Annotated in this window: 22 protein-coding genes and 2 tRNA genes; 9 read left to right on the top strand and 15 right to left on the bottom strand. The window is 58.0% G+C overall.

All coding sequences use genetic code 11. The features are described from left to right. Nucleotides 1-2: 2 nt before the first annotated feature. Complete coding sequence (locus tag BLP93_RS04250) at nt 3-698, top strand: thermonuclease family protein (protein ID WP_161946190.1); 696 nt, start codon at nt 3-5, stop codon at nt 696-698. Nucleotides 699-793: 95 nt separating this feature from the next. Beyond that, entirely contained in the window at nt 794-2425 is a 1632-nt protein-coding gene (gene gpmI, locus BLP93_RS04245; RefSeq protein WP_092117544.1) for a 2,3-bisphosphoglycerate-independent phosphoglycerate mutase, read from the top strand. Nucleotides 2426-2533: 108 nt separating this feature from the next. Here the strand turns inward: gpmI and ygeW are convergent, their stop codons facing one another. The 7 genes from ygeW to BLP93_RS04210 all read right to left on the bottom strand — a co-directional run bounded on the left by ygeW (nt 2534) and on the right by BLP93_RS04210 (nt 8859). Continuing rightward, a complete protein-coding gene (ygeW, locus tag BLP93_RS04240) occupies nt 2534-3733 on the bottom strand; it encodes a knotted carbamoyltransferase YgeW (protein WP_092117541.1) in 1200 nt (399 codons plus the stop codon). 78 nt (nt 3734-3811) lie between these two features. Further along, entirely contained in the window at nt 3812-5026 is a 1215-nt protein-coding gene (locus tag BLP93_RS04235; RefSeq protein ID WP_092117538.1) for a YgeY family selenium metabolism-linked hydrolase, read from the bottom strand. A 55-nt stretch (nt 5027-5081) separates the two neighbouring features. Then, nucleotides 5082-5429: an HVO_A0114 family putative DNA-binding protein gene (locus BLP93_RS04230; RefSeq protein ID WP_092117535.1), complete on the bottom strand. Its 348-nt coding sequence runs from the start codon at nt 5427-5429 to the stop codon at nt 5082-5084. Continuing rightward, on the bottom strand, nt 5410-5706 hold the full coding sequence (locus BLP93_RS17660; protein ID WP_092117533.1) for a toxin-antitoxin system TumE family protein: 297 nt from the start codon (nt 5704-5706) through the stop codon (nt 5410-5412). Before BLP93_RS17660 ends, BLP93_RS04230 begins: the two co-directional genes overlap by 20 nt. Before the next feature lie 124 nt (nt 5707-5830). Continuing rightward, nucleotides 5831-6877, bottom strand: a complete 1047-nt coding sequence (locus BLP93_RS04220) for a TRAP transporter substrate-binding protein (RefSeq protein ID WP_092117530.1) — start codon at nt 6875-6877, stop codon at nt 5831-5833. A gap of 133 nt (nt 6878-7010) precedes the next feature. After that, nucleotides 7011-8297 carry a TRAP transporter large permease gene (locus tag BLP93_RS04215; protein ID WP_208596560.1) on the bottom strand — a complete coding sequence of 429 codons (1287 nt, stop codon included), beginning with the start codon at nt 8295-8297 and terminating at the stop codon, nt 7011-7013. A 19-nt stretch (nt 8298-8316) separates the two neighbouring features. Next, on the bottom strand, nt 8317-8859 hold the full coding sequence (locus BLP93_RS04210; RefSeq protein WP_092117527.1) for a TRAP transporter small permease: 543 nt from the start codon (nt 8857-8859) through the stop codon (nt 8317-8319). A 408-nt stretch (nt 8860-9267) separates the two neighbouring features. On the opposite strand from BLP93_RS04210, the gene BLP93_RS04205 reads away from it, so the two are divergent. Next, a complete protein-coding gene (locus BLP93_RS04205) occupies nt 9268-10542 on the top strand; it encodes a phenylacetate--CoA ligase family protein (RefSeq protein ID WP_244148636.1) in 1275 nt (424 codons plus the stop codon). Nucleotides 10543-10632: 90 nt separating this feature from the next. On the opposite strand, the gene BLP93_RS17360 is transcribed toward BLP93_RS04205, so the two are convergent. Both BLP93_RS17360 and BLP93_RS04195 read right to left on the bottom strand, forming a co-directional pair. Continuing rightward, on the bottom strand, nt 10633-10944 hold the full coding sequence (locus BLP93_RS17360; RefSeq protein ID WP_092117525.1) for an IscA/HesB family protein: 312 nt from the start codon (nt 10942-10944) through the stop codon (nt 10633-10635). A gap of 98 nt (nt 10945-11042) precedes the next feature. Beyond that, entirely contained in the window at nt 11043-13565 is a 2523-nt protein-coding gene (locus tag BLP93_RS04195; RefSeq protein ID WP_092117523.1) for a heavy metal translocating P-type ATPase, read from the bottom strand. 265 nt (nt 13566-13830) lie between these two features. Here BLP93_RS04195 and ald point away from each other — a divergent pair, with 265 nt between their 5' ends. Together ald and pyrR are read left to right on the top strand one after the other, a co-directional pair. Next, a complete protein-coding gene (ald, locus tag BLP93_RS04190; protein ID WP_092117521.1) occupies nt 13831-14934 on the top strand; it encodes an alanine dehydrogenase in 1104 nt (367 codons plus the stop codon). Nucleotides 14935-15037: 103 nt separating this feature from the next. After that, complete coding sequence (pyrR, locus tag BLP93_RS04185; protein ID WP_092117519.1) at nt 15038-15595, top strand: bifunctional pyr operon transcriptional regulator/uracil phosphoribosyltransferase PyrR; 558 nt, start codon at nt 15038-15040, stop codon at nt 15593-15595. A gap of 209 nt (nt 15596-15804) precedes the next feature. On the opposite strand, the gene BLP93_RS04180 is transcribed toward pyrR, so the two are convergent. The 4 genes from BLP93_RS04180 to BLP93_RS16885 form a co-directional block, all read right to left on the bottom strand. Continuing rightward, nucleotides 15805-16167 (bottom strand): RNA recognition motif domain-containing protein, encoded by a 363-nt coding sequence (locus BLP93_RS04180; RefSeq protein ID WP_092117517.1) that lies wholly within the window; start codon nt 16165-16167, stop codon nt 15805-15807. Nucleotides 16168-16474: 307 nt separating this feature from the next. Then, a tRNA-Asp gene (locus BLP93_RS04175) sits at nt 16475-16551 on the bottom strand. Nucleotides 16552-16559: 8 nt separating this feature from the next. Further along, nucleotides 16560-16635 (bottom strand) — tRNA-Val (locus BLP93_RS04170). Between the two features lie 283 nt (nt 16636-16918). Beyond that, a complete protein-coding gene (locus tag BLP93_RS16885) occupies nt 16919-17056 on the bottom strand; it encodes a hypothetical protein (protein WP_153304276.1) in 138 nt (45 codons plus the stop codon). A 4-nt stretch (nt 17057-17060) separates the two neighbouring features. On the opposite strand from BLP93_RS16885, the gene BLP93_RS04165 reads away from it, so the two are divergent. The 4 genes from BLP93_RS04165 to thpR all read left to right on the top strand — a co-directional run bounded on the left by BLP93_RS04165 (nt 17061) and on the right by thpR (nt 21786). Then, the gene (locus BLP93_RS04165) at nt 17061-18419 is read left to right on the top strand and encodes an alkaline phosphatase family protein (RefSeq protein WP_092117515.1); all 1359 of its coding nucleotides are present in this window, start codon (nt 17061-17063) and stop codon (nt 18417-18419) included. Then, on the top strand, nt 18420-20582 hold the full coding sequence (locus BLP93_RS04160; RefSeq protein ID WP_092117513.1) for an ATP-dependent helicase: 2163 nt from the start codon (nt 18420-18422) through the stop codon (nt 20580-20582). A gap of 230 nt (nt 20583-20812) precedes the next feature. Beyond that, complete coding sequence (locus BLP93_RS16995; protein ID WP_161946189.1) at nt 20813-21214, top strand: cereblon family protein; 402 nt, start codon at nt 20813-20815, stop codon at nt 21212-21214. Further along, complete coding sequence (gene thpR, locus BLP93_RS04155; RefSeq protein WP_161946188.1) at nt 21214-21786, top strand: RNA 2',3'-cyclic phosphodiesterase; 573 nt, start codon at nt 21214-21216, stop codon at nt 21784-21786. The genes BLP93_RS16995 and thpR overlap by 1 nt, the downstream gene beginning before the upstream one ends. 32 nt (nt 21787-21818) lie before the next feature. Here thpR and BLP93_RS04150 read toward each other — a convergent pair whose 3' ends face one another. After that, nucleotides 21819-22316 (bottom strand): hypothetical protein, encoded by a 498-nt coding sequence (locus BLP93_RS04150; RefSeq protein WP_092117509.1) that lies wholly within the window; start codon nt 22314-22316, stop codon nt 21819-21821. 86 nt (nt 22317-22402) lie between these two features. Then, nucleotides 22403-23173, bottom strand: coding sequence for a prepilin peptidase (locus BLP93_RS04145; RefSeq protein ID WP_244148635.1), 771 nt, complete (start codon nt 23171-23173; stop codon nt 22403-22405). Nucleotides 23174-23204: the final 31 nt, after the last annotated feature.

The following is a 23204-nucleotide window of genomic DNA, read 5'->3' as shown; positions in this document are numbered from 1 at the left end:
TCATGTTGCACCGTCACGCCATGAATCGTGTTTGCCCCGTTGCCGCTTGGCGGATCGGCTCGCAAATCATGTGCCTGTTTCTGGCGTTGTGGCTGTTCTGGCCCCTGCCGTCCCACGCCGATGAAGTGCGGGTGAAGTGGATTCCGGACGGCGACACGATTCACCTGGAGGACGGCCGCCGTGTCCGGCTGCTGGGCATCGACGCTCCGGAATTCGGCCGGGACAATGCTTCGGATCAGTATTATGCCCGGGAAGCCCGCGATTACCTGCGGCGACTGGTGGGCGACAGGCCGGTTCGTCTGGAGGCTGACGATCAGGGGCCGGATCGATACGGCAGGATCCTGGCATATGTCTACTTGGCGGATGGACGCATGGCGAATCAGGTTCTTGTGGAAGAAGGAATGGCCTTTTTCTACCCCCATGCCCACCAGAGCCGGGATTTCCAGAAGCAGATGCTCGAATCACAGAACCGGGCCATCTCGGCCCAGAAAGGTTTCTGGCCACGAATTCTCTCCCTGCCCCAACCCCTGACCGGCTGGGTGGGCAATCGCCGCAGCAAACGCTTCCATCATCCGGACAGCCATTACGCCTCGCGCATCAGTTCCGCGAATCGCGTAGCCATCTTTTCCCTGGAACAGGCGTTCCGAGAAGGCTATGCTCCGGCCAGAACCAGTTCGCCCTGGCCGGACGCGCATTGATTTGATCAATTAATCCGTACTCAAGCAAGCATCATGCGTTGCTGATGGTCGTCGCAGAAGATCGACCTGCTTTGCATGGAACGAGGAACCATATCATGTCCAAACTCCATCTTGCTCCTTTGCCCGAAGCCCAACCCTGCTCCGGTCCGCTGGTTCTCGTCATCCTGGACGGCATCGGACTCGGATCACGGGATGAACGCGACGGAGTTTTTATTTCACATACGCCGGTGCTGGACGCATTGCTGGAGGAGCCGCTGACGGTTTCGCTGAAGGCCCACGGCACGGCGGTCGGCCTGCCCTCGGACGACGACATGGGCAATTCCGAAGTCGGCCACAACGCCCTGGGCGCGGGCCGGGTCATCTCCCAGGGAGCGAAACTGATCAACGAAGCCATTGCCTCGGGCCACGTCTTCCAGGGCGAAGCCTGGCAACGGGTGATCCAGGCAGGAATGGACGACAACACCGTTCATTTCATCGGCCTCGTATCCGACGGCAACGTGCACAGCCATATCGACCAGCTCCATGCCCTGCTGGACGGATGCCTCCGGGCCGGCGTGCGCCGGGTGCGGGTGCACGCCCTGCTGGACGGCCGGGATGTGGATCAGAAGAGCGCCCTGCGCTATGTCGAACCGCTGGAGGCACGGCTTGCCGAACTCTCCACGGACGGCCGCGATTATCGGATTGCCTCGGGAGGAGGCCGCATGGTCACGACCATGGATCGCTACAATGCCAACTGGCCGGTTGTGGAAAAGGGCTGGCAGGCCCACGTTCTGGGTCAGGCCAGGGAATTTCCCACGGCTTCCGAAGCGGTCCGCACCTACTACCGTGAAGATCCCAAAATCACGGACCAGTACATGGACTCCTTCGTGGTCGCCGACAAGGACGGTCCGGTGGGTCCCATCGTGGACGGCGACGCAGTGGTTTTCTTCAACTTCCGCGGAGACAGGGCCATTGAGATCTCCAAGGCATTTGAAGAGGACGATTTCACGGAGTTTGACCGGGTCCGCGTTCCGAAGGTCTTTTACGCGGGTATGATGCAGTACGACGGGGACGCCATGATCCCGAAGAATTTTCTGGTTGAGCCGCCCATTGTGGACAGGACACTAGGCGAATATCTCTGCGGCTCCGGCGTCACCTCCTTTGCCGTTTCCGAGACCCAGAAGTTCGGCCATGTCACCTATTTCTGGAACGGCAACCGGTCGGGATATATCGACAAGAATTTGGAAACCTACGAGGAAATACTCTCGGACAGGATCGCCTTTGACCTACGGCCCTGGATGAAGGCCGCTGAAATCACGGACCGCGTCCTGGAGATCATTGCCGAAGGGAAGCACCGTTTCATCCGGTTGAACCTGGCCAACGGCGACATGGTCGGCCACACCGGAGTGGAACCGGCCATCCGCATTGCCGTGGCCACCGTGGATTTTTGCCTGGGCCGCATCCTGGAAGCGGTGCGGCAGGCCGGGGGCATTGCGGTGGTCACGTCGGATCACGGCAACGCGGACAGCATGTGGACCGAGAAGAAAGGCCAGGTCGCCCCCATGGTCGCCCACACCCTCAATCCGGTGCCGTTGATCATCAAGGATTATTGCGGCGCCAACAACTTCCGGCTGACCGGCGTGGCCGAACCCGGCCTGGCCAATGTTGCCGCGACCCTCTGCACATTGCTAGGTTATGAAGCACCTGAGGGATATGAACCTTCCTTGATTGGCTTGGACGATCAATGACAATGGCTGATAAGATCCAATAAAAAAAGCGGGCTATGCCCGCTTTTTTTATTGGTGAATCAACAACCCGGCTGCACCGGTCATGACCGCCGTCGCGGATGGAGCGGTTCACGCCACTCGGCGTGTCCGGCTCCTTTTAAGGATGCCCTGCAACGCATCCGCCGGATGTTTCAGACGGGCGAGAAGGATCATGGCGGCAACGACATAGGGCTTGTAGCCGGCCTCCTTGTAGGTGTTGATCCGGTGACGTTCGAAGACCGAGGCCTGGACTTCGCCCTGCTTGCAACTGACCCCGGAAATGTCCGCCGGCAGGCAGTGCATGTACAGTGCGTCGCCGTTTCTGGTTTTCCGCATCAGCTCTTCGGTGCATTCCCAGTCCACGAAGCGCTTGTTGTTTTCCAAGCAGCGTTTTTCCAGTTCCTTCAATCCGGCGGTGTCGTTGTTGGTCAGCAGCTCGGTGCGTTCCTGCATCACCGCAAAGGGCGCCCAGCTTTTGGGGTAGACGATGTCCGCGTCGGCAAAGGCTTCGGCCATGGAATTGACCACCTGGAAGGATCCGCCGGATGCGGCCGCCTGTTTCCCGGCCATGGACTCCACTTCCGGCAGCACGTTGTACCCTTCAGGATGACCCAAAACCACGTCCATGCCCAGCCGGGTCATCAGGCCGATGACGCCCTGGGCCACGGAGAGAGGCTTGCCGTAGGACGGAGAGTAGGCCCAGGTCATGGCGATCTTCTTGCCCCGGAGCTTGTCCAGGCCGCCGAAGTGATTGATCAGGTGCAGGGCGTCGGCCATGGTCTGGGTGGGATGGTCCAGGTCGCACTGCAGGTTGACCACCGTGGGCCTGGTGGGCAGCACGCCCTGCTGGTAGCCGTCCTGCAGGGAGGCGGCCACCTCGCGCATGTAAGTATTGCCCTGGCCCAGGAAGATGTCGTCGCGAATGCCGACCGCCTCGGCCATGAACGAAACCATGTTCGCGGTCTCCCGCACGGTTTCCCCATGAGCGATCTGGGATTTTTCCTCGTCCAGATCCTGAACGGTCAATCCCAAAAGATTGGCCGCCGCGGCAAAGCTGAACCGGGTCCGGGTGGAGTTGTCCCGGAAGATGGAAATTGCCAGGCCGGAATCAAACAGCCGCGGCGAAAGGTCCAAGCCGCGCATGGCCCGCAGAATCTCGGCCGTATCGAAAACCGCGGCCAATTCTTCCATAGACTTTTCCCAGGTAAGCAAAAAATCCTGATGATGCATGCCGTCAACGCGACGGTCGGCCAGCCGACGAATGGCCTGTTCAATACCGATCTTGTCCATGATTGATTCCTTGTTTTGAAGTCAGGTGTCTTTCGGAATTGCAATGGAACGGATGAGAGGGACTGGACCGTCTCTTCCTCATCCTTGGGTCTGCTCCACGTATACCGCGGGGATCATGGCGTACATGGCCGCGGCCTGGACCAGTTCCTTTTTCCAAGTTTTTTCGTTGGGCGCATGCGCCTGGTCTTCATGCCCAGGACCGAAGCCGATGCAGGGGATGCCCAGCCGGCCCATGATGGAAACGCCGTTGGTGGAAAAGGTCCATTTGTCCACCAGGGGCTTTTGCCCGAAAAGACGTTCGTAGCTCTGGACCAGTGTTTCACAGACCGGATGACTTTCTTCCAGGACCCATGCCGGGAAGTAGCATTCCGTGGGATAGACCAGGCCGGTGTAGGATTGTTTGTCGTAGTTGTACATGCTCACTTCAGCTCCGGCCGCCTTTACAGAAGGCAGGTCGCGGATCTGCTGCAGGGCTTCCTCCCAGGTCTCGCCCCAGGTCAGGCGGCGATCCACGGAAATCCAGCAACCGTCGGCCACGGCGCAGCGTGACGGGGAGCAGTGGCCGATCTCGGAGACGGTCAGACTGCCTTTGCCCAGAAAGGGATCGGTGCGCAAATTGGCGTGCAGGGTCTGGAGTTCGCCCAGGATCGGCCCCATCTTGAAAATGGCGTTATCCCCGCGTTCCGGCGCCGAACCATGGCAACTCAAGCCCCTGGTGCCCACCCGGATCTCCATCCGCCCGCGCTGGCCTCGAGAGACGTTACAGGATGTCGGCTCGGTGGAGACCACGAATTCCGGCCGCAGCTTGCCCTCGTTGATGATGTACAGCCAGCAAAGGCCGTCGCAATCCTCCTCCTGGACAGTACCGGCCATCATCAGGGTCACGTCCGGAGGCAGCAGATCCAGTTCCTTGATGATCTTGCCGGCATAGACCATGGAGGCCATGCCGCCTTCCTGATCGCTGGCCCCGCGCCCGGTGATGGTCTCCTCGTCTTCATCGCCGAGAAAGGGATCAGACGTCCATTGGCTCCGGTCACCCACGCCCACGGTGTCCACATGGGCGTCCAGGGCGATCAACCGGGGTCCGTTGCCAATGAACCCCAGGACATTGCCCATGGGATCGATTTCCACCCGATCGAACCCGACCTTTTCCATCTCGCGCTTGATCAAGGCGCAGACTTCCTTTTCCTGACCCGATTCGCTGGGAATGGCGATCATTTCCCGCAGGAACCGGCTTATCTCCGGCTTGTAATGTTCCGCTCGTTCAAGAATACGCTTTGGATCTACAGTCATGCCAGCCTCTTTGCAGCTTTATAAGTTAGTCGCAACAACGTTTTTGCCGCATTCGTCATGCGGCCTTCAAATAAAACTCCACCTTCACGGCATCGAATGGAAACTCAATCCCGCCCGTTTTAGTACGATTGAGCAGACCGGCCTGCAGGAGAGCTGTGACATCCCCATGGACGGCTTTGACGTCGCGATCGACACGACGGGCGGCTTCTCGAATGGAAACCGGCCCGATACCGCACAATGCCTTCAAAATCTCCCAACGCTTTGCAGTCAGTACCTGCCAGAGCAGTTCAGGTGATGCAAAGGCTATATGCACATCCTCATCAGCCTGGCCGGTTTTCATGGAATGCGCCGCCCGAGCCAGGGTTTTCTCCAGTGTGCTCACCTCAAGAACGACCGTGCTCATGATTCCACCTCGCAATATCGGCCTGAAAATCAATCATCAACTGATCAGGACCTGAAAAGACATACGATTCTTGCACTTCTCCGAAATGTCGATGATCCCCTTTGCCCCGCTCATTGTCGTACCGCACCACGCATTTCCCACCCACAACATACGCCAGGCGGTACTTGAACTCATGACTCGATGGCGGAACAGACGCCGAAACGCGCCATATCACGACTTCCGCGAAGGCATCCGGAGCAAGCACGATACGATGATGGAAAAGCGGGACAGCCTTCATGTTGGATTTAATACCAACACCAAAAGCCCCCTGTCAACAACTTCAGTGATGATGATCGTGAGACTGCCGAAAAAAAGCGCGCCCGCGGGATTTCCGGGCGCGCTACAGAAAACGGATATTGCGATTAGTTGCCGGCCTGCTCGATGGCCTCCAGGAACGCGTTCATCATGGCGACGCCTTCGTCGCCGTGCTTGTCGGCGATGACCTGTTTGACCGCGGGCATGGCCTGGGCCTGGAAGGCGGCTTTTTGTTCAGGAGTCAGCGCATTGACTTCCATGTTTCTGGACAGAGCCGGAAGGCCGCGATCCGAGGCTTCGATGATCCGGGAAATGCCGCGACCGGCCACGATGGCGGAGCGGGCGGCATTCTGGACAATGGTCTGCTCTTCAGGGCTCAGGGTATCCCAGAACTTCATGTTCACGGCCCAGACATAAGGAGCGAAGAGGTGTCCTGTCAGGCTGAGGTACTTCTGGACTTCGTTGAACCTGGCAAAAGCGATGATTGGAACAGGGTTCATCTGGCCGTCGGCAACGCCGGTCTGCAGGGCGGTGTACAGTTCGGCCCAGGCGATGGGAGCAGGCTGGGCGCCCAGAGCATTGATCATGGCCTGGTGGGTGTCCAGGGTCATGGTCCGGATCTTCAGGCCTTTCATGTCATCCGGCGTGGTGATGGCCTTCCGGGAGTTCGTGAAGTGAAAAAAGCCTCCTGAGTCTCCGAAGCCCAGAATTTTCATGCCGGTCTTGGCCTCCATGTCCGCGGCGAACTTCTGCCCAAAGGGGCCGTCGAAAACTTCATAGGTGGCGGCGATATCCGGGAAGGCGAAGGGCACGTCGATGATGCCCATCATGGGATAGATGCTGGCAAAGCCGCCCACGGAATGGATGCCCATCTCGATCACGCCGGCCCGGACCTGCTGGAGCACTTCATTGTCCTTGCCGAGCTGACCGTTGGGAAAGGTCTGCACTCTGATCTGGCCATTGGTTCCGGCTTCGACCAGACTTTTGAACACCGTGGCCATGGCCCCGGTGGCATTGTCGAACGGATCGTCATTGTTCAGGTGATGCAGCTTGATGCTCTTCTGAGCCGCGGCCTGGGGAGCCGTTCCCAGTACCAGGGCCAAAGCCATAACAGGAGCAAGGGCCAGCGCAAAAAACTTGGTCGAGAGCCTCATCATCATCCTCCACTCGGTTGATTGGTTGCAACAAAATATCACACTCATCTCATCTCATCCAAATCGAAATCGAAATCGAAATCGAAATCGAAATCGAACAAAAACATCAACAACTTCCTTCCCACCGTCAAACCTACCCTATCCCCAGCAGCAAGCGCGGAATGAACATGGTCAGCTTTTCGAAATACGCCACGCAGAACAAAATCCCCACCTGCAGCAACAGGAACGGCCACAAGGCCACGGCGATGCGCTCGATGCGCTCGCCGGTGACCGACGACAATACGAACAGGCAGGCTCCCACGGGGGGAGTCATCAGGGATATGTTCAGGGCCAGGACAATCATGATTCCGGCATGCACCGGATGCATGCCGATGGCCTGGGTCAGAGGAACCAGGACCGGGGCCAAAATGATCAAAGCTGCGTTGATGTCCATGAACATCCCGATGATCAAAAGCAATCCCAGGATCATGGCGATAATTACGTGCGGTTCCTGAGAGATGGTCAGAAAAAATGCCGCTATGGACTGGGGGATCTGCATGAACGTCATCCACCAGCTCAAGATGGATGCCGAGGCGATGATCAAAAAAACCACGCCGGTGATCCGCGCCGTGCGGATGAGCATTTCCAGAATGTCCTGCAGAGAGAGGGAGCGATAAATAACGATGGCGATGAACAGGGCGTAGAACACGGCAATGGCCGCGGCCTCGGTGGGGGTGACGATGCCGCCAAGAATGCCGCCGAGAATGATCGCGGGCATCAGCAAAGCCAGGATGCTGTCCTTGAAGGCTTTCAGGATTTTCCACAGGCTTGGTCCGCCTTCGCCTTTGGGCAGATTCCAGCGCTTGCCCATGGCCGCGATCAAGGCCATGCACAGCAGGCAAATCAGCAGTCCCGGTAGAATGCCCGCGGCGAACAGGCCGGCAATGGAAACGCCCATCAGGGAGCCGTAGATGACCATCAGATTGGACGGGGGAATGGTGGGCCCGATGATCGATCCGGCCGCGGTCACGGCGCAGGCAAAGGGCCGTGTGTAGCCTTTTTTGACCATGGCCGGAACCAAAGTGTTGCCGAAGGCCGCGGTGTCGGAGACCGCGGCGCCGGTCATCCCCGCGAAAAGCACGGAAGCGACCATATTCGAATGAGCAAGGCCGCCGCGCAGATAGCCCACAAGAGCGTCGGCAAAATGGGCCAGACGTTCTGTGATCCCCGAACGGTTCATGATCTCTCCGGCCAGGATGAAAAAAGGCATGGCCATGAAGGTGAACAGATCCAGCCCCTCGAAGAATCGCTTCGGCGCCATGGTCAGAAACTGCTCGCCACCGATCTGAAGCAGACCGACGGTTCCGGCGATGCCCAGGGTGAATCCGATGGGCAGTCCAAGCAGAAGCAGGCCGAAGAAAACCGTGGCAACGAGGATCATGCTCCCTCCTTAGCGAGGATCACGGTTTCTCCTGAGCGGCGATGTTCGGAGCGGACATGGAAAAAAGTGGGGGCGGCAGTTCCGCGAGGTCGCGGACCATGGCCACCAGTATTTGCAGACAGGCCAATCCGGCGCTCACGGGCACGGAAGCGAAAGGAAAGAACATGGTCATCCCGAAAATCGTGGCGAACTGCGAGGCCCCGGCCTGGGTCATGCCAATGCCGTAGATGGTCAAAAAAAGAAAAAAAGAAAAGCCCACCAGGTCCAGCAGGGCGCGAAACCATTTCTGCAGCTTTTGCGGAAAAAACCGGAACAGAATGTCCAGGCCAATATGCTCTCGTCGATATGCGCCCACGGGAATCGCCAGCAAGGCGGCCCATATCATCACGTAGCGTGAAAGCTCCTCGGTCCAGATCCCTCCGGTGCCGATAAAATAACGGGTAATCACCCCCCACCAGATGATGACGACCATGACAGCCACCAGCAACGCGCAGACCCGCTCCGTGAGCCAATTCAGCAAGGCCCCGAAACGATCAATGGCGACAGCGGTTTGGTGGAACATGAGCACGTGAGGGAATGACGATCGAGAGTAAATTTAAGATGAGGATGTATTGAAAGAGGTTCTTTTTCAAACAACAATAATTCGATGCTGAACTTACGCATTTTGACAATGACGTCAAGGCAGACCTTCCAGGGCTTATCAAGACTACTAACTCTGCGAACTTAAGCAGCATTCTCATTTAATCATTAACTTTAAATCGATTCGCTCTAACTCGGATGAGCTAGTAGTTACCGGACAATCCCCGTTTTAGAAGATCTTGAATGAAATGATATCTTCAACGAGAACAATTGAATATTTTCCAGGTCCACGGTAACAATTACCGGGGGAAGCTGGGGACATCACGCTCCGGCTCGCATACTCGCCCATAACCAACCCGGAACATTATACGACCAGCAGGGGGAGCGACGCATGGACGACGCAACGCGACGAAACGGCATGTATCACGATTTGGAACAGGAACCCGAGGAGCAGCGCCGGGAGCGCAAGTGGCAGGCAGCGGTGGAACTGATCCGTCAGGCCTGGAACTCGGCCCCGGCGTTCAAGACTCGGCTGGAAAACGCGGGTATGACCCCGGAGGATGTGCGATCCGCCCAGGATTGGCAGCGCATCCCGGTGCTGCGCAAGAAGCAGCTGATCGACCTGCAGCGCTCTGGGCTCCGCCTGGGCGGCCTGTTGACCACGGACCTGGGCGACTTGCAGCGGCTCTACTTCTCTCCTGGTCCCATTGCCGACCCGGAAGGTCGCGACCAGGACTTCTGGGGCTGGACCGAGGCCTTTTATGCCGCGGGATTTCGAAAGTCGGACCTGGTGCAGATGACCTTCGGCTATCACCTTACGCCGGCCGGCCTGATGCTGGAGGAACCCCTGCGCGAGTTGGGATGTGCCGTGATTCCCGCTGGCCCCGGCAATACCATGCAGCAGGTGGAGATCATGACCTCCTGGCCGGTGACCGGTTTCGTGGGCATGGCCAGTTTTCTGAAGATCATTCGGGACAAGGCGGTGAGCCAGGGCAAAAATCCCCGGACGGACTTTCATTTGCGCACCGCCTTCGTGGCCGCGGAACGGCTTACCGAGGCCGTGCGCGAGGACCTGGAAACAAGTTTCGGCATGCTTGTTCGTCAGGGCTACGGCACCGCGGATCTGGGCTGCATCGCCTACGAATGCCCGGACATGGGAGGGATGCACCTTTCCTCCCGCTGCCTGGTGGAAATCTGCGATCCGAAAACCGGCGAACCGCTTCCGGCCGGTGAAACCGGGGAAGTGGTGGTCACTCCGTTCAACCCGGTTTATCCGCTGATCCGCTTTGCCACCGGCGATCTCTCCCGGCTGATTACCCAACCCTGCGCCTGCGGACGCACAGCTCCCAAACTGGCTGGAATCCTTGGCCGGGCCGACGACACGGCCAAGGTAAAGGGCCAATTCATCTATCCTCACCAGGTGGCCCAGGTGATGTGCCGTTTTCCCCAGGTCGTTCGCTGGCAGGTGGTGATTTCAAATCCAAAGGGCAAGGATCATCTGGAGCTGCGCCTGGAAATCGCCGACAACATCGACTCCGCGTCCGTGCAAGCAGCTTTTCAGGAAGGATTGAAGCTCAGGCCGGAGGTATCCATACGAACTGAATCGGAAGGACTTTCCGAGAATGCGCCGGCCCTGGTGGATGAACGGAATTACGAAGACGCATAGCAATACTCATTAAGCGTTGCGGCAATGCAACAAAAAAAGGCACGCCGATGGCGTGCCTTTTTAGCGTCTTATCAACGCTTCAACTTTAAATTAACATGAAGAACAGGATCCGCTGCAACCACCGCCACCGCCACCGCCAAGATTGACGGCTGAACTGACGGCAAATCCATAGGGTGTCATGTCCACCTTGATTCCACCGGAATTCTTGAGGAGTTCCTGTTCAATGACAAACTTGTACCCATCAACCTCATGCACGCTGTCGGATTCCTTCTGCTCATCCAGAGCAAGAGCAAGCTTTGGACCGCCTCAGCCGGGTGCCATATAGACACGAATCGGCGATGTGTCCTTGTCCTGGAAATAACTATCCAACTGCTGCTTCGCAGACAATGTCAGTTCGAACATACAATCTTACCTCCAAGTGAAATATTGCGTTCAACAGATTAAATAAATACACGATAATGCTTTGTCAAACATCAGAACAAAAAAGTGAGTTCAAACCGTTATGAAGGCTGAAAAAAACGCAGCCGCAGCGCATTGCTGACTACGGAGACGGAACTCATGGCCATGGCTCCGCCGGCAATCATCGGGCTGAGCGTTGGCCCGCCGAAAGCGTAGAGCAGCCCGGCAGCCACGGGAATGCCCAGCACGTTGTAGGCAAAGGCCCAGAACAGGTTCTGCTTGATGTTGCGCACCACGGCTCGGCTCAAGGTCAAGGCCGTGATCAGGCCGTTGAGATTGCCGCTCATTAATACCATATCCCCGGATTCCATGGCCACATCGATGCCCGTGCCCATGGCAATGCCCAGGTCTGCCTTGGCCAGGGCCGGGGCATCGTTGACCCCGTCGCCGACCATGGCCACCTTGAGACCTTGCGCCTGAAGTCGGTCGACCATCTCCGCCTTGTTTTCCGGCAATACTTCCGCCCGAACCTCGTCAATGCCCGCCTGAAGAGCGATGGCTCCGGCCGTGCGAGCATTGTCTCCGGTGAGCATCACCACGCGCAGGCCCATGGCTTTAAGATTGGCGACCACCTGCCCGGCTTCGGGCTTGATGCGGTCTGCAACAGCCAAAATTCCCGCGGCCACCCCGTCCACGGCCACCAGCAGCGGCGTCTTGCCCTCTCCGGCCAGTCTGTCCCGGACATCCCCAAGGACAGCGGCATCCCGACCGGCTATGGCATTGGCTTCAAACAGCTTGTCGTTCCCCAGAAGCAGCGTCCGCCCGTCCACCAAAGCCTGGATCCCCTGCCCCGGAACATAGAGGAAGTCTCCAGCTTGCGGCGCCTCGAGGCCGCGTTCCTCCGCCGAACGGACCACGGCCGCTGCCAACGGATGCTCGGAGTCGGCTTCCGCTCCGGCCGCCAAACGCAGCAGTTCATCTTCCGAAATGGATTGATCAGGCAACAGGACGATGTCCGTCACCGCCGGTCGGCCTTCCGTCAGCGTGCCTGTCTTGTCCAGAATCACGGCCTGGATGCCCCTGGCCGTCTCCAGGGCCTCACCGCCTTTGATCAGGACCCCGAGTTGCGCGCCGCGGCCGGTGCCGACCATGATCGCCGTGGGCGTGGCCAATCCCATGGCGCAGGGGCAGGCGATGACAAGGACCGCAATGAAGATGCGTAGGGCAAAAGTGAAGGGTTCATTACCGATGAAATACCAGGACAATCCCGATACCACTGCGATGACGATCACCGTGGGCACGAAGTACAGACTCAGTTGATCCACCATCCTGGCAATGGGCGCCTTGGAGCCCTGGGCCTCCTGGACCAGCCGGATGATTCGCGCCAGGACCGTGTCCTTGCCGACACGTTCCGCGGTCATGGAGATGGAGCCGTGACCGTTGAGGGTGCCGCCGATCAGCGGATCTCCCTCTTTTTTAGCCACGGGAAAGCTCTCGCCGGTAAGCATGGATTCGTCCACGCTTGACTGCCCTTCCGTCAGCCGGCCGTCCGCGGGAATGCGTTCGCCGGGCTTGACCAGAAGCACGTCACCAGGGCGGATCTGTTCCAAGGGGATGCTCTCCCTGCGTCCATCCCGGACTCGGGTGGCCGTGTTGGGGGTCAAGGCCATCAACTGACGGATGGCGTCCGAAGTGCGGGCCTTGGAGCGGGTTTCCAGATATTTGCCGAGCAGAACCAGGGTGATGATCACGGCCCCGGACTCAAAATAGAGATCCATGGCCCGGGACATGGCCTCGTGGCCAAGAGCGATTTCCAGGAGGTTCCAAGTGCTGTAAACCACAGCGGCGCCGGTACCCACGGCAATCAGGGAATCCATGTTCGGAACCCGTTTCCATAAATTGGGAAACCCGCGCAGGTAGAACTCCCTGCCGGCCCAGACCACGGGCAGGGTCAGCAGGAACTGGGTCAAGGCAAATGAGAGTGGAGCGTGGTGCGGACTGAGAAAGCCCGGCATGGGCAGCCCCACCATCTCCCCCATGGAGACGATGAACAGAGGAACGGAAAAGAAGGTGGCCAGCAGGAGCTTCAGGCGCAGAGCGGCAAGGCGTTCCATCATTTCCTTGCGCTGGACATCCGCAAGTGACTCCGGTCCGGATTCCCGGAGAAACGCTTCATATCCGGCTTCCCGGATTGCCTCCATGATGGCCTGAAGATTGACCTTTTCCGGACGGAAGCGTACCTGAGCCGTTTCAGATGCAAGATTGACGGTGGCCTCTTCCACGCCCTCCAGGGAGCTGACCGCGCTTTCCACCCGGTGCACGCAGGCAGCGCAGGTCATGTCCCGGATGCCTAATTCAATAAGACCGTCATCGGTTTTGGAGCGAAGGCCGTATCCGGCCTCTTCCACCGCGGAGACAATTTTTTCCGGCTGAAGCGCTTCCGAATCCCATTCCACGGACATGGTCTCCGTGGCCAGGTTCACGGAAACAGTGCGCACGCCGGGCAACTCGGAAACGGCGTTTTCCACCCGGCGCACGCAGGCGGCACAGGTCATGCCCTGGACGGCATATTCCGATCTTCGGCTTTGCTGTGCGTCAAGACGCACCTCAGGTTCGGGAATCATTCGAAGGTCACCTCCTGCGTGGCGCGCGTCCGGTCGCGAATGCACTTCTTTCATGACCGATTGCGCCCAACGGCTTCGACGTGTAGGGGGTTTTAGATCCTTATCGGATATAATGCCGGCTCAACTTCCGTCTAAACATCTGGTTCATTTGTGGTCACGGCGACGTCCATGGTCAAGGTCCTTTTTGAGTACGTTTTTTCTCCGTCATTGTGAATCGCTTGCCGCCGGATACGGCCATATCATGCTTTGCAAAGGAGAGGACGACATGCTGGTTGGAGTGCCCAAGGAGATCAAGGCCCAGGAACGCAGGGTGGGTTTGTTTCCGTCCGGCGTGAAGGCGCTGGTGGAGCATGGACATCAGGTGGTGGTGGAAGCAGGGGCCGGCGAGGGTTGCGGCGCCTCGGACGATGTCTATCGTTCCCAGGGCGCCCGGATCGGAACAGCCGATGAGGCCTGGAGTCAGGAACTCGTGGTCAAGGTCAAGGAGCCTTTAGCCCAGGAATACAGGCATCTGCGGGAAGACCTATGCCTGTTCACCTATCTGCATCTGGCCGCGGACAAGCCCCTGACCGACGCCTTGGTCGGCTCCGGGTGCGTGGCCATTGCTTATGAAACCGTGCAATTGCCTGACAACAGCCTGCCGCTGCTGGCGCCCATGTCCGAAATCGCGGGACGGATGTCCGTGACCAAGGCCACGGAAATGCTCTGCCACAACAACGGGGGCAGCGGCGTGTTCCTGGGCGGGGTGACCGGAACTCTGCCGGCCCGGGTAATCGTCATCGGCGCGGGCATTTCCGGAGCCGGAGCGGCTCAGATGGCCGTGGGCCTAGGGGCGGACGTACTGGTACTGGATGTGGACATGGCCAAACTTTACCGCCTGTATCATCACCTCAACCAACAAATTAAAACTTTGTTTTCCAACGCCATGAACATCGAGGACCAGGTGGTCAAGGCGGATGTAATAATCAGTTGCGTGCTCATCCCCGGCGCATCGGCGCCAAAACTGATCACCAGGCAACTGTTGGAAGCCATGAAGCCCGGAGCGGTGATCATGGACATTGCCATTGACCAGGGCGGCACCACGGACCTGTCCCGGCCGACCACCCATGACAGCCCTTGCCTTCAAGTGGGCAACGGAGTCAATCTCTATTGCGTCTCGAACATGCCCGGCGCCTATCCACGCACGGCATCCGAATCCCTGACCAACGCCACGCTTCGTTACGTGCTGCAGCTAGCGGACAAGGGCTGGAACAAGGCTTGCCGGGAAGATCCGGCTCTGGGCCGCGGCCTGAACGTGGTTGGTGGAAAGGTCGTCTATAAGGCAGTAGCTGAGGCATGCGGCTACGTATGGAAAGAATTGAAGAATTGAAAGCTCATTCGCCAAACAAGGTGAATTCAATTGCTGTTCATCAATCGAAACTCGCTTTCTTCATATAATGATAGCCGGTTTCGTGCACGACTGGAGGTGAAACATGACCAGATCAACCACCCACCCCCGCGGAAAGGTTTTGCTGCAGGCCGAAGAGGTCCGAAGGACCATGGAACGTCTGGCCTATGAAGTTATCGAACGCCACGGTGAAGGCGCCCCTCTGGCCCTGATCGGCATTCAGCGCCGCGGGGTGGAGTTGGCCAAGCGCCTCAAAAGCGTGCTGGAAAGTCGATTCGGGTCCGAGATCCCTCTGGGTAGTCTGGACATCAATCTCTACCGGGACGACTGGACCAACATGGACAGCCAGCCCCAGATTCACAGGACGCAGATTCCCTTCAATGTGGACGATCGTGAAATCATCCTGGTGGACGACGTGCTGTTCACTGGACGGACCATTCGCGCGGCTTTGGAGGCAATACTGGATTACGGGCGACCGAAGCGGGTGGAACTCCTGGTTCTCGTGGATCGCGGCCACCGTGAACTGCCCATTCATGCGGATTATGTCGGCAAAAAAGTGAATACTTCCCAGCATGAGAAAGTGGATGTTTTCGTGCGGGAACAGGACGGCGAGGACGTTGTGGTCTTGAACGAGCAGACGTAGGCTTCTAACCGCAATAGTAAAATCCGACTGGATCGACCATCAGCGTGATCGAAGAAGATAGATTCGACTGTTGCCGGGTGGACCAGCTAGAACATATTTCGGCATATCCAGCCATGCCCGGGATCTGCAGAAGAACCAATAAAAATAACCGACCGGACTTGATGTCCGGTCGGTTATATGAATCTAAATCAAATCCGTTTCAGACGGTACTACCAGCCGCGCTGTCTCCCACCGCCGCCACCGCCGCCACCTGAACGTCCGCCACCGGAGCGGCCTCCCCTGCCTCCACCGTCATACCGATCTCCTCCACCGCGAGGACGATCTTCGCGAGGTCGGGCGATGTTCACCGTCAGAGGACGCCCATCGAAATCTTTGCCGTGAAATTGCTCAATGGCCTTTTGCGCATCTTCTTGCGAGTTCATCTCGACAAACGCAAAACCTTTGGAGCGGCCTGTGTCGCGGTCCTTGATCAAGGCGACGGACTGCACCGAACCTGCTTCCGCGAAAAGCGAATGCAGGGAGTCTTCGGTGACTGAATAGGAAAGGTTGCCAACGTACAGTTTGTTTTCCATGCGAGAATCTCCAGTTAACGTTTGACCGCTTTCTACTGAGGCCGGTCGCCCAGATTCGGGCCAATTCAGGTGATGTCCTTTCCAACATGCCAAAAAACCAAGAAGATCGGAAAACAAACGTGCGCTGATCTTCCGTCCTGAATTCCGGCTACTTGAAAATCAAAAAAGGCACAAGGGGGCAGAAGGACGCCCGACCCATATCGATTTGAACTGCCGGAATCTTGGATAGTATAAACATTAAACATAAAAAGGCCGGAAGCAAGCTTCCGGCCTTTAAATAAGTCCTCTCGAAGAGGAACTTGCAATCTGGCGGGGCCGACGGGACTTGAACCCGCGCCCTCCGACGTGACAGGCCGGCGTTATAACCAGCTTAACTACGGCCCCGCATGTAATGGTGGGCGGAACAGGGATCGAACCTGTGACCCTCGGCTTGTAAGGCCGATGCTCTCCCAGCTGAGCTATCCGCCCATCCCGCCCTGAAGGATTTGTTGTATAGTCAAAACCGGGGCATGTTGTCAAGAAATTCTCTCAGGACACAAAAAATATTTTTCCTTTAGCAACACAAAACTTGATCCCCCCATACCGCAACCAACTCGACAATTCCCTCGCAATCGAAATCGAAATCGAAATCGAAATCGAAATCGAAATCGAAATCGAAATCGAAATCGAAAAAAATCAACCATCAACTCCACCTTCGCAACATGCCGTCATCTAAGGGGCCAGTCCATACGGCGCCATCGCACGCTGCGAGCTACTGAAAATATTGATCGACTTCGATTTCGATTTCGATTTCGATTTCGATTTTAAAGGCGGCCAGTTTGATTTCATGTTCCTTGCGGGGGAACAGCAACTCGCATAGGGTGACTTCTTTTGTCACCGCTTCTTTCATAAATATGTCTCACCCCCCGCAACGTTCCAGGCTGCTCGTGCTCGGGCTGGATGGCCTGCCTTTCAGCACGGCTGTCCGGTTATGTCGGGCGGGATACCTGCCCAATCTGGCGCGGATTGCCCTGACATCCGAGGCTCACCCCCTCCAGGCGGAGCTTCCGGAGTTGTCCCCGGTGAATTGGACCTCGTTTTTCACCGCTGCCGGACCGGAGGAGCATGGGATCTACGGTTTCACCAGCCTCGACCCACACAGTTATGCCCTCCGCTTTGCCGACTTCACCCAGGTCCGCGCCCGGACGATCTTTGACCGGCTGGGCGACCGCGGCCTGACCAGCCGGGTGATCAACCTGCCCAACACCTATCCGGTCAAGCCCATCAAGGGCATGCTGGTGGCCGGGTTCGTGGCTCCGGAGCTGACCCGGGCGACGTTTCCTCCATTTCTGGCCCACCAGCTCCGTGCGGCGGGCTACGTGCTGGAAGCCGACACAAGCCGTGGGGGCAGGGATCCGTCTTATCTGCTGACAATGCTGGACACCGCCCTGCGCGGACGCAGGGCAGCCCTGGATCTGCTCTGGCCGGATCTGGCCTGGGATCTTTTTGTATTCGTGCTGACGGAAACGGACCGCCTGGGTCATTTCCTCTTTCCGGCCCTGGAAGATCCCGGCCATCCCCAGCGGGATGCATGCTTGGCCTTCATGCACCGGTGGGACGAGCTGATCGGCGACGTGCTGGAGCGGTTTGAACAGCTTCCGGAGCCGAAACGCCTCCTTGTACTGGCCGACCACGGTTTCACAACTCTGAATGTCGAAGTGGACCTCAACGCCTGGCTTCGCCAACAGGGTCACCTCGTCCAGGACACGCCGCCGGATCATGAACTGGACTGCTCAAACATCAGCCCCAGGAGCAGGGCCTTTGCCCTGGACCCGAGCCGGATATATCTGCATACTCCCCGCTTCAGCCGGGGCCATGTTTCCCTTGCTGAAGCGCCGAAACTGCGCGAAGCCGTCCGCGCCGGCCTCCTTGATCTGCAATGGCAAGGGGAACCGGTCATGGCCGAGGTGCTCCGGGCGGAAGAACTTTATCCCGGCCTGAAGGAGAAGCATTTCCCCGCCGTCTTGGCGACCCGCGACTCCGCTGTCCCGGATCTGGTCTGCGTGCCCCGCAAAGGCTTTTCGTTGCGGGCCAAGTTTGACCAGACCTCAATATTCGGCCGGGCCGATCGCCAGGGCTGCCATACCCGGGATGATGCCTTTTTCTATGATTCCGAGGGAAAGCGGCCTCAGCGGGTCCGGGATGTGGGCCGAACCGTGCTGGAACATTTCAACGCCTTGGATCCTGTCATTCTAACTGCTCAACAATCTTAAATGTCCATCGATTTCGAAAAACAACTCAATCCCGCCCAGTGGCAGGCGGTTCGCGCTGCCCATGGGCCCCTCCTGGTTATTGCCGGGGCCGGCAGCGGCAAGACCCGGACCATTGCCTATCGCCTGGCCTATCTTGTCCGGAACGGCGTAGCACCGGAAAACATCCTGCTGCTCACGTTCACCCGCAAGGCCGCCCAGGAAATGCTTTTCCGCGCCTCCAGCCTGATCGGCCAGGAACTTGGGGGCGTGGCCGGCGGCACCTTCCACTCCTTTGCCGGTTCGATCCTGCGGCGTTACGCCTCGGTCCTGGGCTATCCGGACCGTTTCACGATCATGGACGGTCCGGACATGAGCGAAATTCTGGGACAGGTTCGCGCCGAACTGGGAGTGGGCAAGGGAGACAAGGCGTTCCCCAAAAAAAAGACCATCCTGGGGCTGATCAGCAAATCACGAAACAAGGAAGTCGACCTGGCGATGCTCCTGGAGCGCGAATCCCCGCACATGCTGCATTATGGCGACGACATGATCCGCATCGCCCGGACCTATGCGGAATTCAAACTGCGTCACGGATTGATGGATTACGACGACCTGCTGTTCAATCTGGAACGTTTGCTCCTGGAGCGCGATGACCTGGCCGAATTCTTGCGCATGCGCCACAGCCACGTGATGGTGGACGAGTTCCAGGACACGAACAAGGTCCAGGCCCGACTTGTCCGGCAGTTGGCCGGCGATGGACGGGGAGTGATGGCCGTGGGCGACGACGCCCAGTCCATCTATGCCTTTCGCGGAGCCGAAGTACGCAACATCCTCGCCTTTCCTGATACCTTCCCGAACACGACCATTGTCCGCCTGGAAGAAAACTACCGCTCGGTCCAGCCCATCCTGGAATTGACCAACGCCTTGCTCCGGAACGCGACCACAAAGTTTGACAAGAATCTCTTCTCCCGCCGCACGGATGGTCTCAAGCCTCAGCTAATCAACACGGTCAGCGACCAGACCCAGGCCAAGGTGGTGGTGGATAAAATCCTGGAGCTTTCCCGGAGTTGCCGCCTGCGGGACATCGCCGTGCTGTTCCGGGCCGGATATCAGTCATATCCCGTGGAAATGCTCCTGAACAAGATCGGCCTGCGCTTTCGCAAATACGGCGGCCTCAAATTCACCGACGCCGCGCACGTCAAGGACGTACTGGCCTACCTGCGGCTGATCGTGAACCCAGCCGACCTGCCTGCCTGGCAGCGGGCCGTATCCCACGTCAAAGGCATGGGCCCCAAGACGTGCAACACCTTTTGTCAGGCTCTGCTGGAAGGAGAACAGCAAAAAATCGCCCGCACCACCAAGAAATTTCCGGACGTGGCCGCGGCCTTCGACCTGATCAATGCCTTGCGCCATGAAAAACCCGCGCCCACCTCGGCCTTGCAGCGCATTCTGGAATTCTACACGCCGCTCTTTCAGGATCGCTATCCGGACGATTATCCCCGTCGTCAGGCCGGGCTGGATCAACTGCTCCAGATCGCATCTGGGTTTACTGACCTGGACGCTTTTCTGGCCGAACTGACTCTGGAAAGTCCGGAGGAAAGCCGGGAAGAGGATTGCGACGTCGAGGATCACGTGGTCCTGTCCACCGTGCACTCGGCCAAAGGACTGGAGTGGTCCGCCGTACTGGTCATTGATCTGGTCAACGGACGCTTTCCCTCCCGCCATGCCATGGAGAACAGCGAAGATCTTGAAGAAGAGCGACGTCTGCTCTACGTGGCCTGCACCCGGGCCAGGGACTACCTCGGCCTGTTCGTCCCCTCCTCGGTCTACAACCGGTTCATGGGCGGCAGTGAGCCGGCCCTGCCCAGCCTCTTTGTCAGCGAACTGCCGCCGTCCTGCTATGAGGAATTGCGGGAAAACTACCTCGGCCAGGTCAAGCCGCGCACACCGCTCCCAGCGCGGGAGCCACGCCCGTTCTGCAACAACCCCGACACGCCTTCCCACTCGGCCCCACTCCCATCTCCCGGTGCCGCCCGGCACCGAAACAACACCTTCGGCCATTGCCGACACAAGATTTTCGGTCGCGGCAAAATCGTGGAATTCCTCCCCCCCAACCGCTACCGCATCAACTTCCCCGGCTTCGGCTTGAAGATCATCATGGTTGATTTTTTGAGCATGGAGGAATGAGATGGATGGAGCAGCGACCTAGCCGAAACGGACCAGTTCAAGTCTGCTGCGAGAAAATATTTGCTGAAGAGATACAGCATGGACATGGAAGAATGGATAACGACGGGCAAAGCTCGGAATGCCTTGCGTTCACTGAGTTGACTCAGATGGCAGGAAAGTTGATGGCGCTCTTAACAGGTATCAGCGGTTCAACCGAAAGCGACTTTTCAAAATCGGCAACGGAATATGCAGTGCGGCCGGCAATGTTATTGCGTCTGGATCAGGGCAATAACCCCGATCGGGGGCTGGACGACCAAACAGTCGGTGAACCGACGACGGACGATGATTCGTCGTTGCGCTGTCGCAACTGTGGTTTGGTCGTCACAAAGGATGCGAATCGCATCTCAGTAAACGGACGTCATGATCACGTCTTCTTCAACCCCCATGGCCATGTCTTTGAGATCGGTTGCTTCGGGAATGCACCCGGAGCGATGCCCCTGGGTCCGAGCAGCGCGGAGTTTTCCTGGTTTTCCGAGTGCACATGGCAGATTGCCGTCTGCAGCCGTTGCCGCAGTCATCTCGGATGGCTTTTTGCCGGTCCAAATGGCCTTTTTTTCGCCCTGATTCTGGATCAGCTGGCCAAGGACGGATAATGCGCTGTTTTTTCGGTTTGCCGATGCCGGAGGCATACCAAAGCAATCTGGCGGTCCTGATCAACGATGTGAAACCCGGACTGCGTTCCAGAATATCCTGGACCAGGCCGGACAATTGGCATTTGACGTTGAAATTTCTTGGGGAAGTCTCTTCTGAAAAGCTGGAGTCTCTGGTGGGACTGTTTCAGACTCCCCTGGGCGAGTCCTTCACATTGCAAGGACAGGGAGGAGGTTTTTTCCCGGACCGGCGGCGCCCCAGAGTCTTGTGGGTGGGTGTCGGGCAAGGAATGAAAGCAGTCCAGGATCTGGCTGCTGAAATTGACCGAAGATGCGCCACCCTGGGCTTTGCCCCTGAAAGCCGTCCCTTCCAGCCCCATCTGACCGTGGCCCGTATCAGGCAAGCCCTGGATGACCCATGGGCAAATCTGCTGTCGGAGTTGCGGCGCGCCTCCTGGCCGGAAATCAGAATGGAACGGATCGTGCTGTGGCAAAGCCGGCTGACGCCGGCCGGGCCATGTTATCAACGTCTGGCCGAGTTCGAACTCCGGCCAGCTAATGATCCGGTTCCATAGGACGGACGAACAAAAATCGGAAAGATGGTGCGCTACAGGTAGTCCCCGCGATTGAACTTGATTCTTTCGGTGACCGCCATGACTTCCAGTTCGTCAAGCATGCCCCGCAACTCCGGACCCAGAGGTTGTGACGATCCCTGCTGCGGCCAGTTGGCTTTCAAAGTTCCGATTTGCTCGGAAATCTCTTCAAGAATGCCGTTGGCGTTACGCAACCCTTGAGGATCGGCGGACAACTGGTGGGCATAATTTTCCCACCTTGAAAGCAGATTGTCGAAGGTGTCCATGGCTTTGCTCTGGAATGCCGGTGCATTTTCAACAGGAAACAGCATCTGCGTCGGCGTGAGGTGCATCGGGGACATGGGGCCTGACGGCTGCGACACGGCGGGAGACAAGGAATCCTGAGGCGATGCACCGTTTCTCGATGCACGGAAGAGGAGATCTTCAAAGCGCTCGCCGCTCTTGTTCACCTTGCGGGCATCCCGGTCCGCATCTGCCTTTAAAGCCGAGGTTTGTTCGGGATTGATTTTCATTGGCATACTCCTGGTGACGGTGAAATCCGGCTGTTCATTCGCTTTGCAATTAAATTGCCAATATTACCTCTGATGGTCAAGCCGGATCAGCCCAGGGGCATCCAAAGCGCCATCAACTGTTGGCCGTAGAGGATTTGCAGCATTGCGCCCAGGCTGAGAAACGGGCCGAAGGGAATCCGGGTCTGCATGCCTTGATGGGCATTTTTTGCCATGTATCCCAGGCTTGCCGCCAGTGCGGTGAATGCGGCCAGAAAAATCATCATCGGCAAGCCCTGCCAGCCCACCAGAGCTCCGAGCATGAGCATCAGCTTGATGTCCCCAGTGCCCAACCCTTCCACTCCGCGCAAAAGATAATACCCTTTCTGCAGCAGCCAGAACGCACCGGCGCCGAACAGGGCTCCCAGCAAGGAATCCTGCCAGGACATGTCCGCCAGAAGAAACGACCCGCCAAATGCGAGCAGGGCTCCGGGAAAGGTGAAAATGTCCGGAAGGATGTACTCCTGGAAGTCGATAAAGCTCATGATAATCAGCAGTCCGCCGGCCGCCATGTACAGGAACCATGCCCAGCCAAAGCCGAACTGCAAGGCAAGAAGCAGGGCCCACAGCCCGGACACCGCCTCGACCAATGGATAGCGCCAGGAAATGCCCTCGCCGCAGGAACGGCAGCGCCCCCGCAGTACAAGAAAGCTGAACAGGGGGATGTTCTCCCACCAGGACAGCCCATGCCCGCACTTGGGACAATGTGAGGCCGGGAGGATCACGGATTGTCCGGTCAGGTACCGATGAACGCAGACATTGTAAAAACTTCCCAGCAACAGCCCCAGGACCAGGGAAAGCAGCGGAAATATGGAGAGCAAGGGATTCACTGTTGTGAAGGCAAGTATGTAT

It is taken from the genome of Desulfonatronum thiosulfatophilum (assembly GCF_900104215.1).
GTDB classification, from domain to species: Bacteria; Desulfobacterota; Desulfovibrionia; order Desulfovibrionales; family Desulfonatronaceae; genus Desulfonatronum; species Desulfonatronum thiosulfatophilum.
This window is presented reverse-complemented; position numbering and strand designations above follow the sequence as displayed.

Excerpts from the sequence above, each read along its gene's own strand:
- BLP93_RS04250 (WP_161946190.1), top strand. The coding sequence starts at position 3 with ATGTTGCACCGTCACGCCATGAATCGTGTTTGCCCCGTTGCCGCTTGG.
- BLP93_RS04210 (WP_092117527.1), bottom strand. The coding sequence starts at position 8,859 with ATGTTCCACCAAACCGCTGTCGCCATTGATCGTTTCGGGGCCTTGCTG.
- pyrR (WP_092117519.1), top strand. The coding sequence starts at position 15,038 with ATGACCAGATCAACCACCCACCCCCGCGGAAAGGTTTTGCTGCAGGCC.
- BLP93_RS04195 (WP_092117523.1), bottom strand. The coding sequence starts at position 13,565 with ATGATTCCCGAACCTGAGGTGCGTCTTGACGCACAGCAAAGCCGAAGA.
- BLP93_RS04160 (WP_092117513.1), top strand. The coding sequence starts at position 18,420 with ATGTCCATCGATTTCGAAAAACAACTCAATCCCGCCCAGTGGCAGGCG.
- BLP93_RS04230 (WP_092117535.1), bottom strand. The coding sequence starts at position 5,429 with ATGAGCACGGTCGTTCTTGAGGTGAGCACACTGGAGAAAACCCTGGCT.
- BLP93_RS04215 (WP_208596560.1), bottom strand. The coding sequence starts at position 8,297 with ATGATCCTCGTTGCCACGGTTTTCTTCGGCCTGCTTCTGCTTGGACTG.
- BLP93_RS16885 (WP_153304276.1), bottom strand. The coding sequence starts at position 17,056 with ATGAAAGAAGCGGTGACAAAAGAAGTCACCCTATGCGAGTTGCTGTTC.
- BLP93_RS04235 (WP_092117538.1), bottom strand. The coding sequence starts at position 5,026 with ATGACTGTAGATCCAAAGCGTATTCTTGAACGAGCGGAACATTACAAG.
- BLP93_RS04150 (WP_092117509.1), bottom strand. The coding sequence starts at position 22,316 with ATGAAAATCAATCCCGAACAAACCTCGGCTTTAAAGGCAGATGCGGAC.
- ald (WP_092117521.1), top strand. The coding sequence starts at position 13,831 with ATGCTGGTTGGAGTGCCCAAGGAGATCAAGGCCCAGGAACGCAGGGTG.
- BLP93_RS04220 (WP_092117530.1), bottom strand. The coding sequence starts at position 6,877 with ATGAGGCTCTCGACCAAGTTTTTTGCGCTGGCCCTTGCTCCTGTTATG.
- gpmI (WP_092117544.1), top strand. The coding sequence starts at position 794 with ATGTCCAAACTCCATCTTGCTCCTTTGCCCGAAGCCCAACCCTGCTCC.
- BLP93_RS04180 (WP_092117517.1), bottom strand. The coding sequence starts at position 16,167 with ATGGAAAACAAACTGTACGTTGGCAACCTTTCCTATTCAGTCACCGAA.
- ygeW (WP_092117541.1), bottom strand. The coding sequence starts at position 3,733 with ATGGACAAGATCGGTATTGAACAGGCCATTCGTCGGCTGGCCGACCGT.
- BLP93_RS04165 (WP_092117515.1), top strand. The coding sequence starts at position 17,061 with ATGTCTCACCCCCCGCAACGTTCCAGGCTGCTCGTGCTCGGGCTGGAT.
- BLP93_RS17660 (WP_092117533.1), bottom strand. The coding sequence starts at position 5,706 with ATGAAGGCTGTCCCGCTTTTCCATCATCGTATCGTGCTTGCTCCGGAT.
- thpR (WP_161946188.1), top strand. The coding sequence starts at position 21,214 with ATGCGCTGTTTTTTCGGTTTGCCGATGCCGGAGGCATACCAAAGCAAT.
- BLP93_RS04205 (WP_244148636.1), top strand. The coding sequence starts at position 9,268 with ATGGACGACGCAACGCGACGAAACGGCATGTATCACGATTTGGAACAG.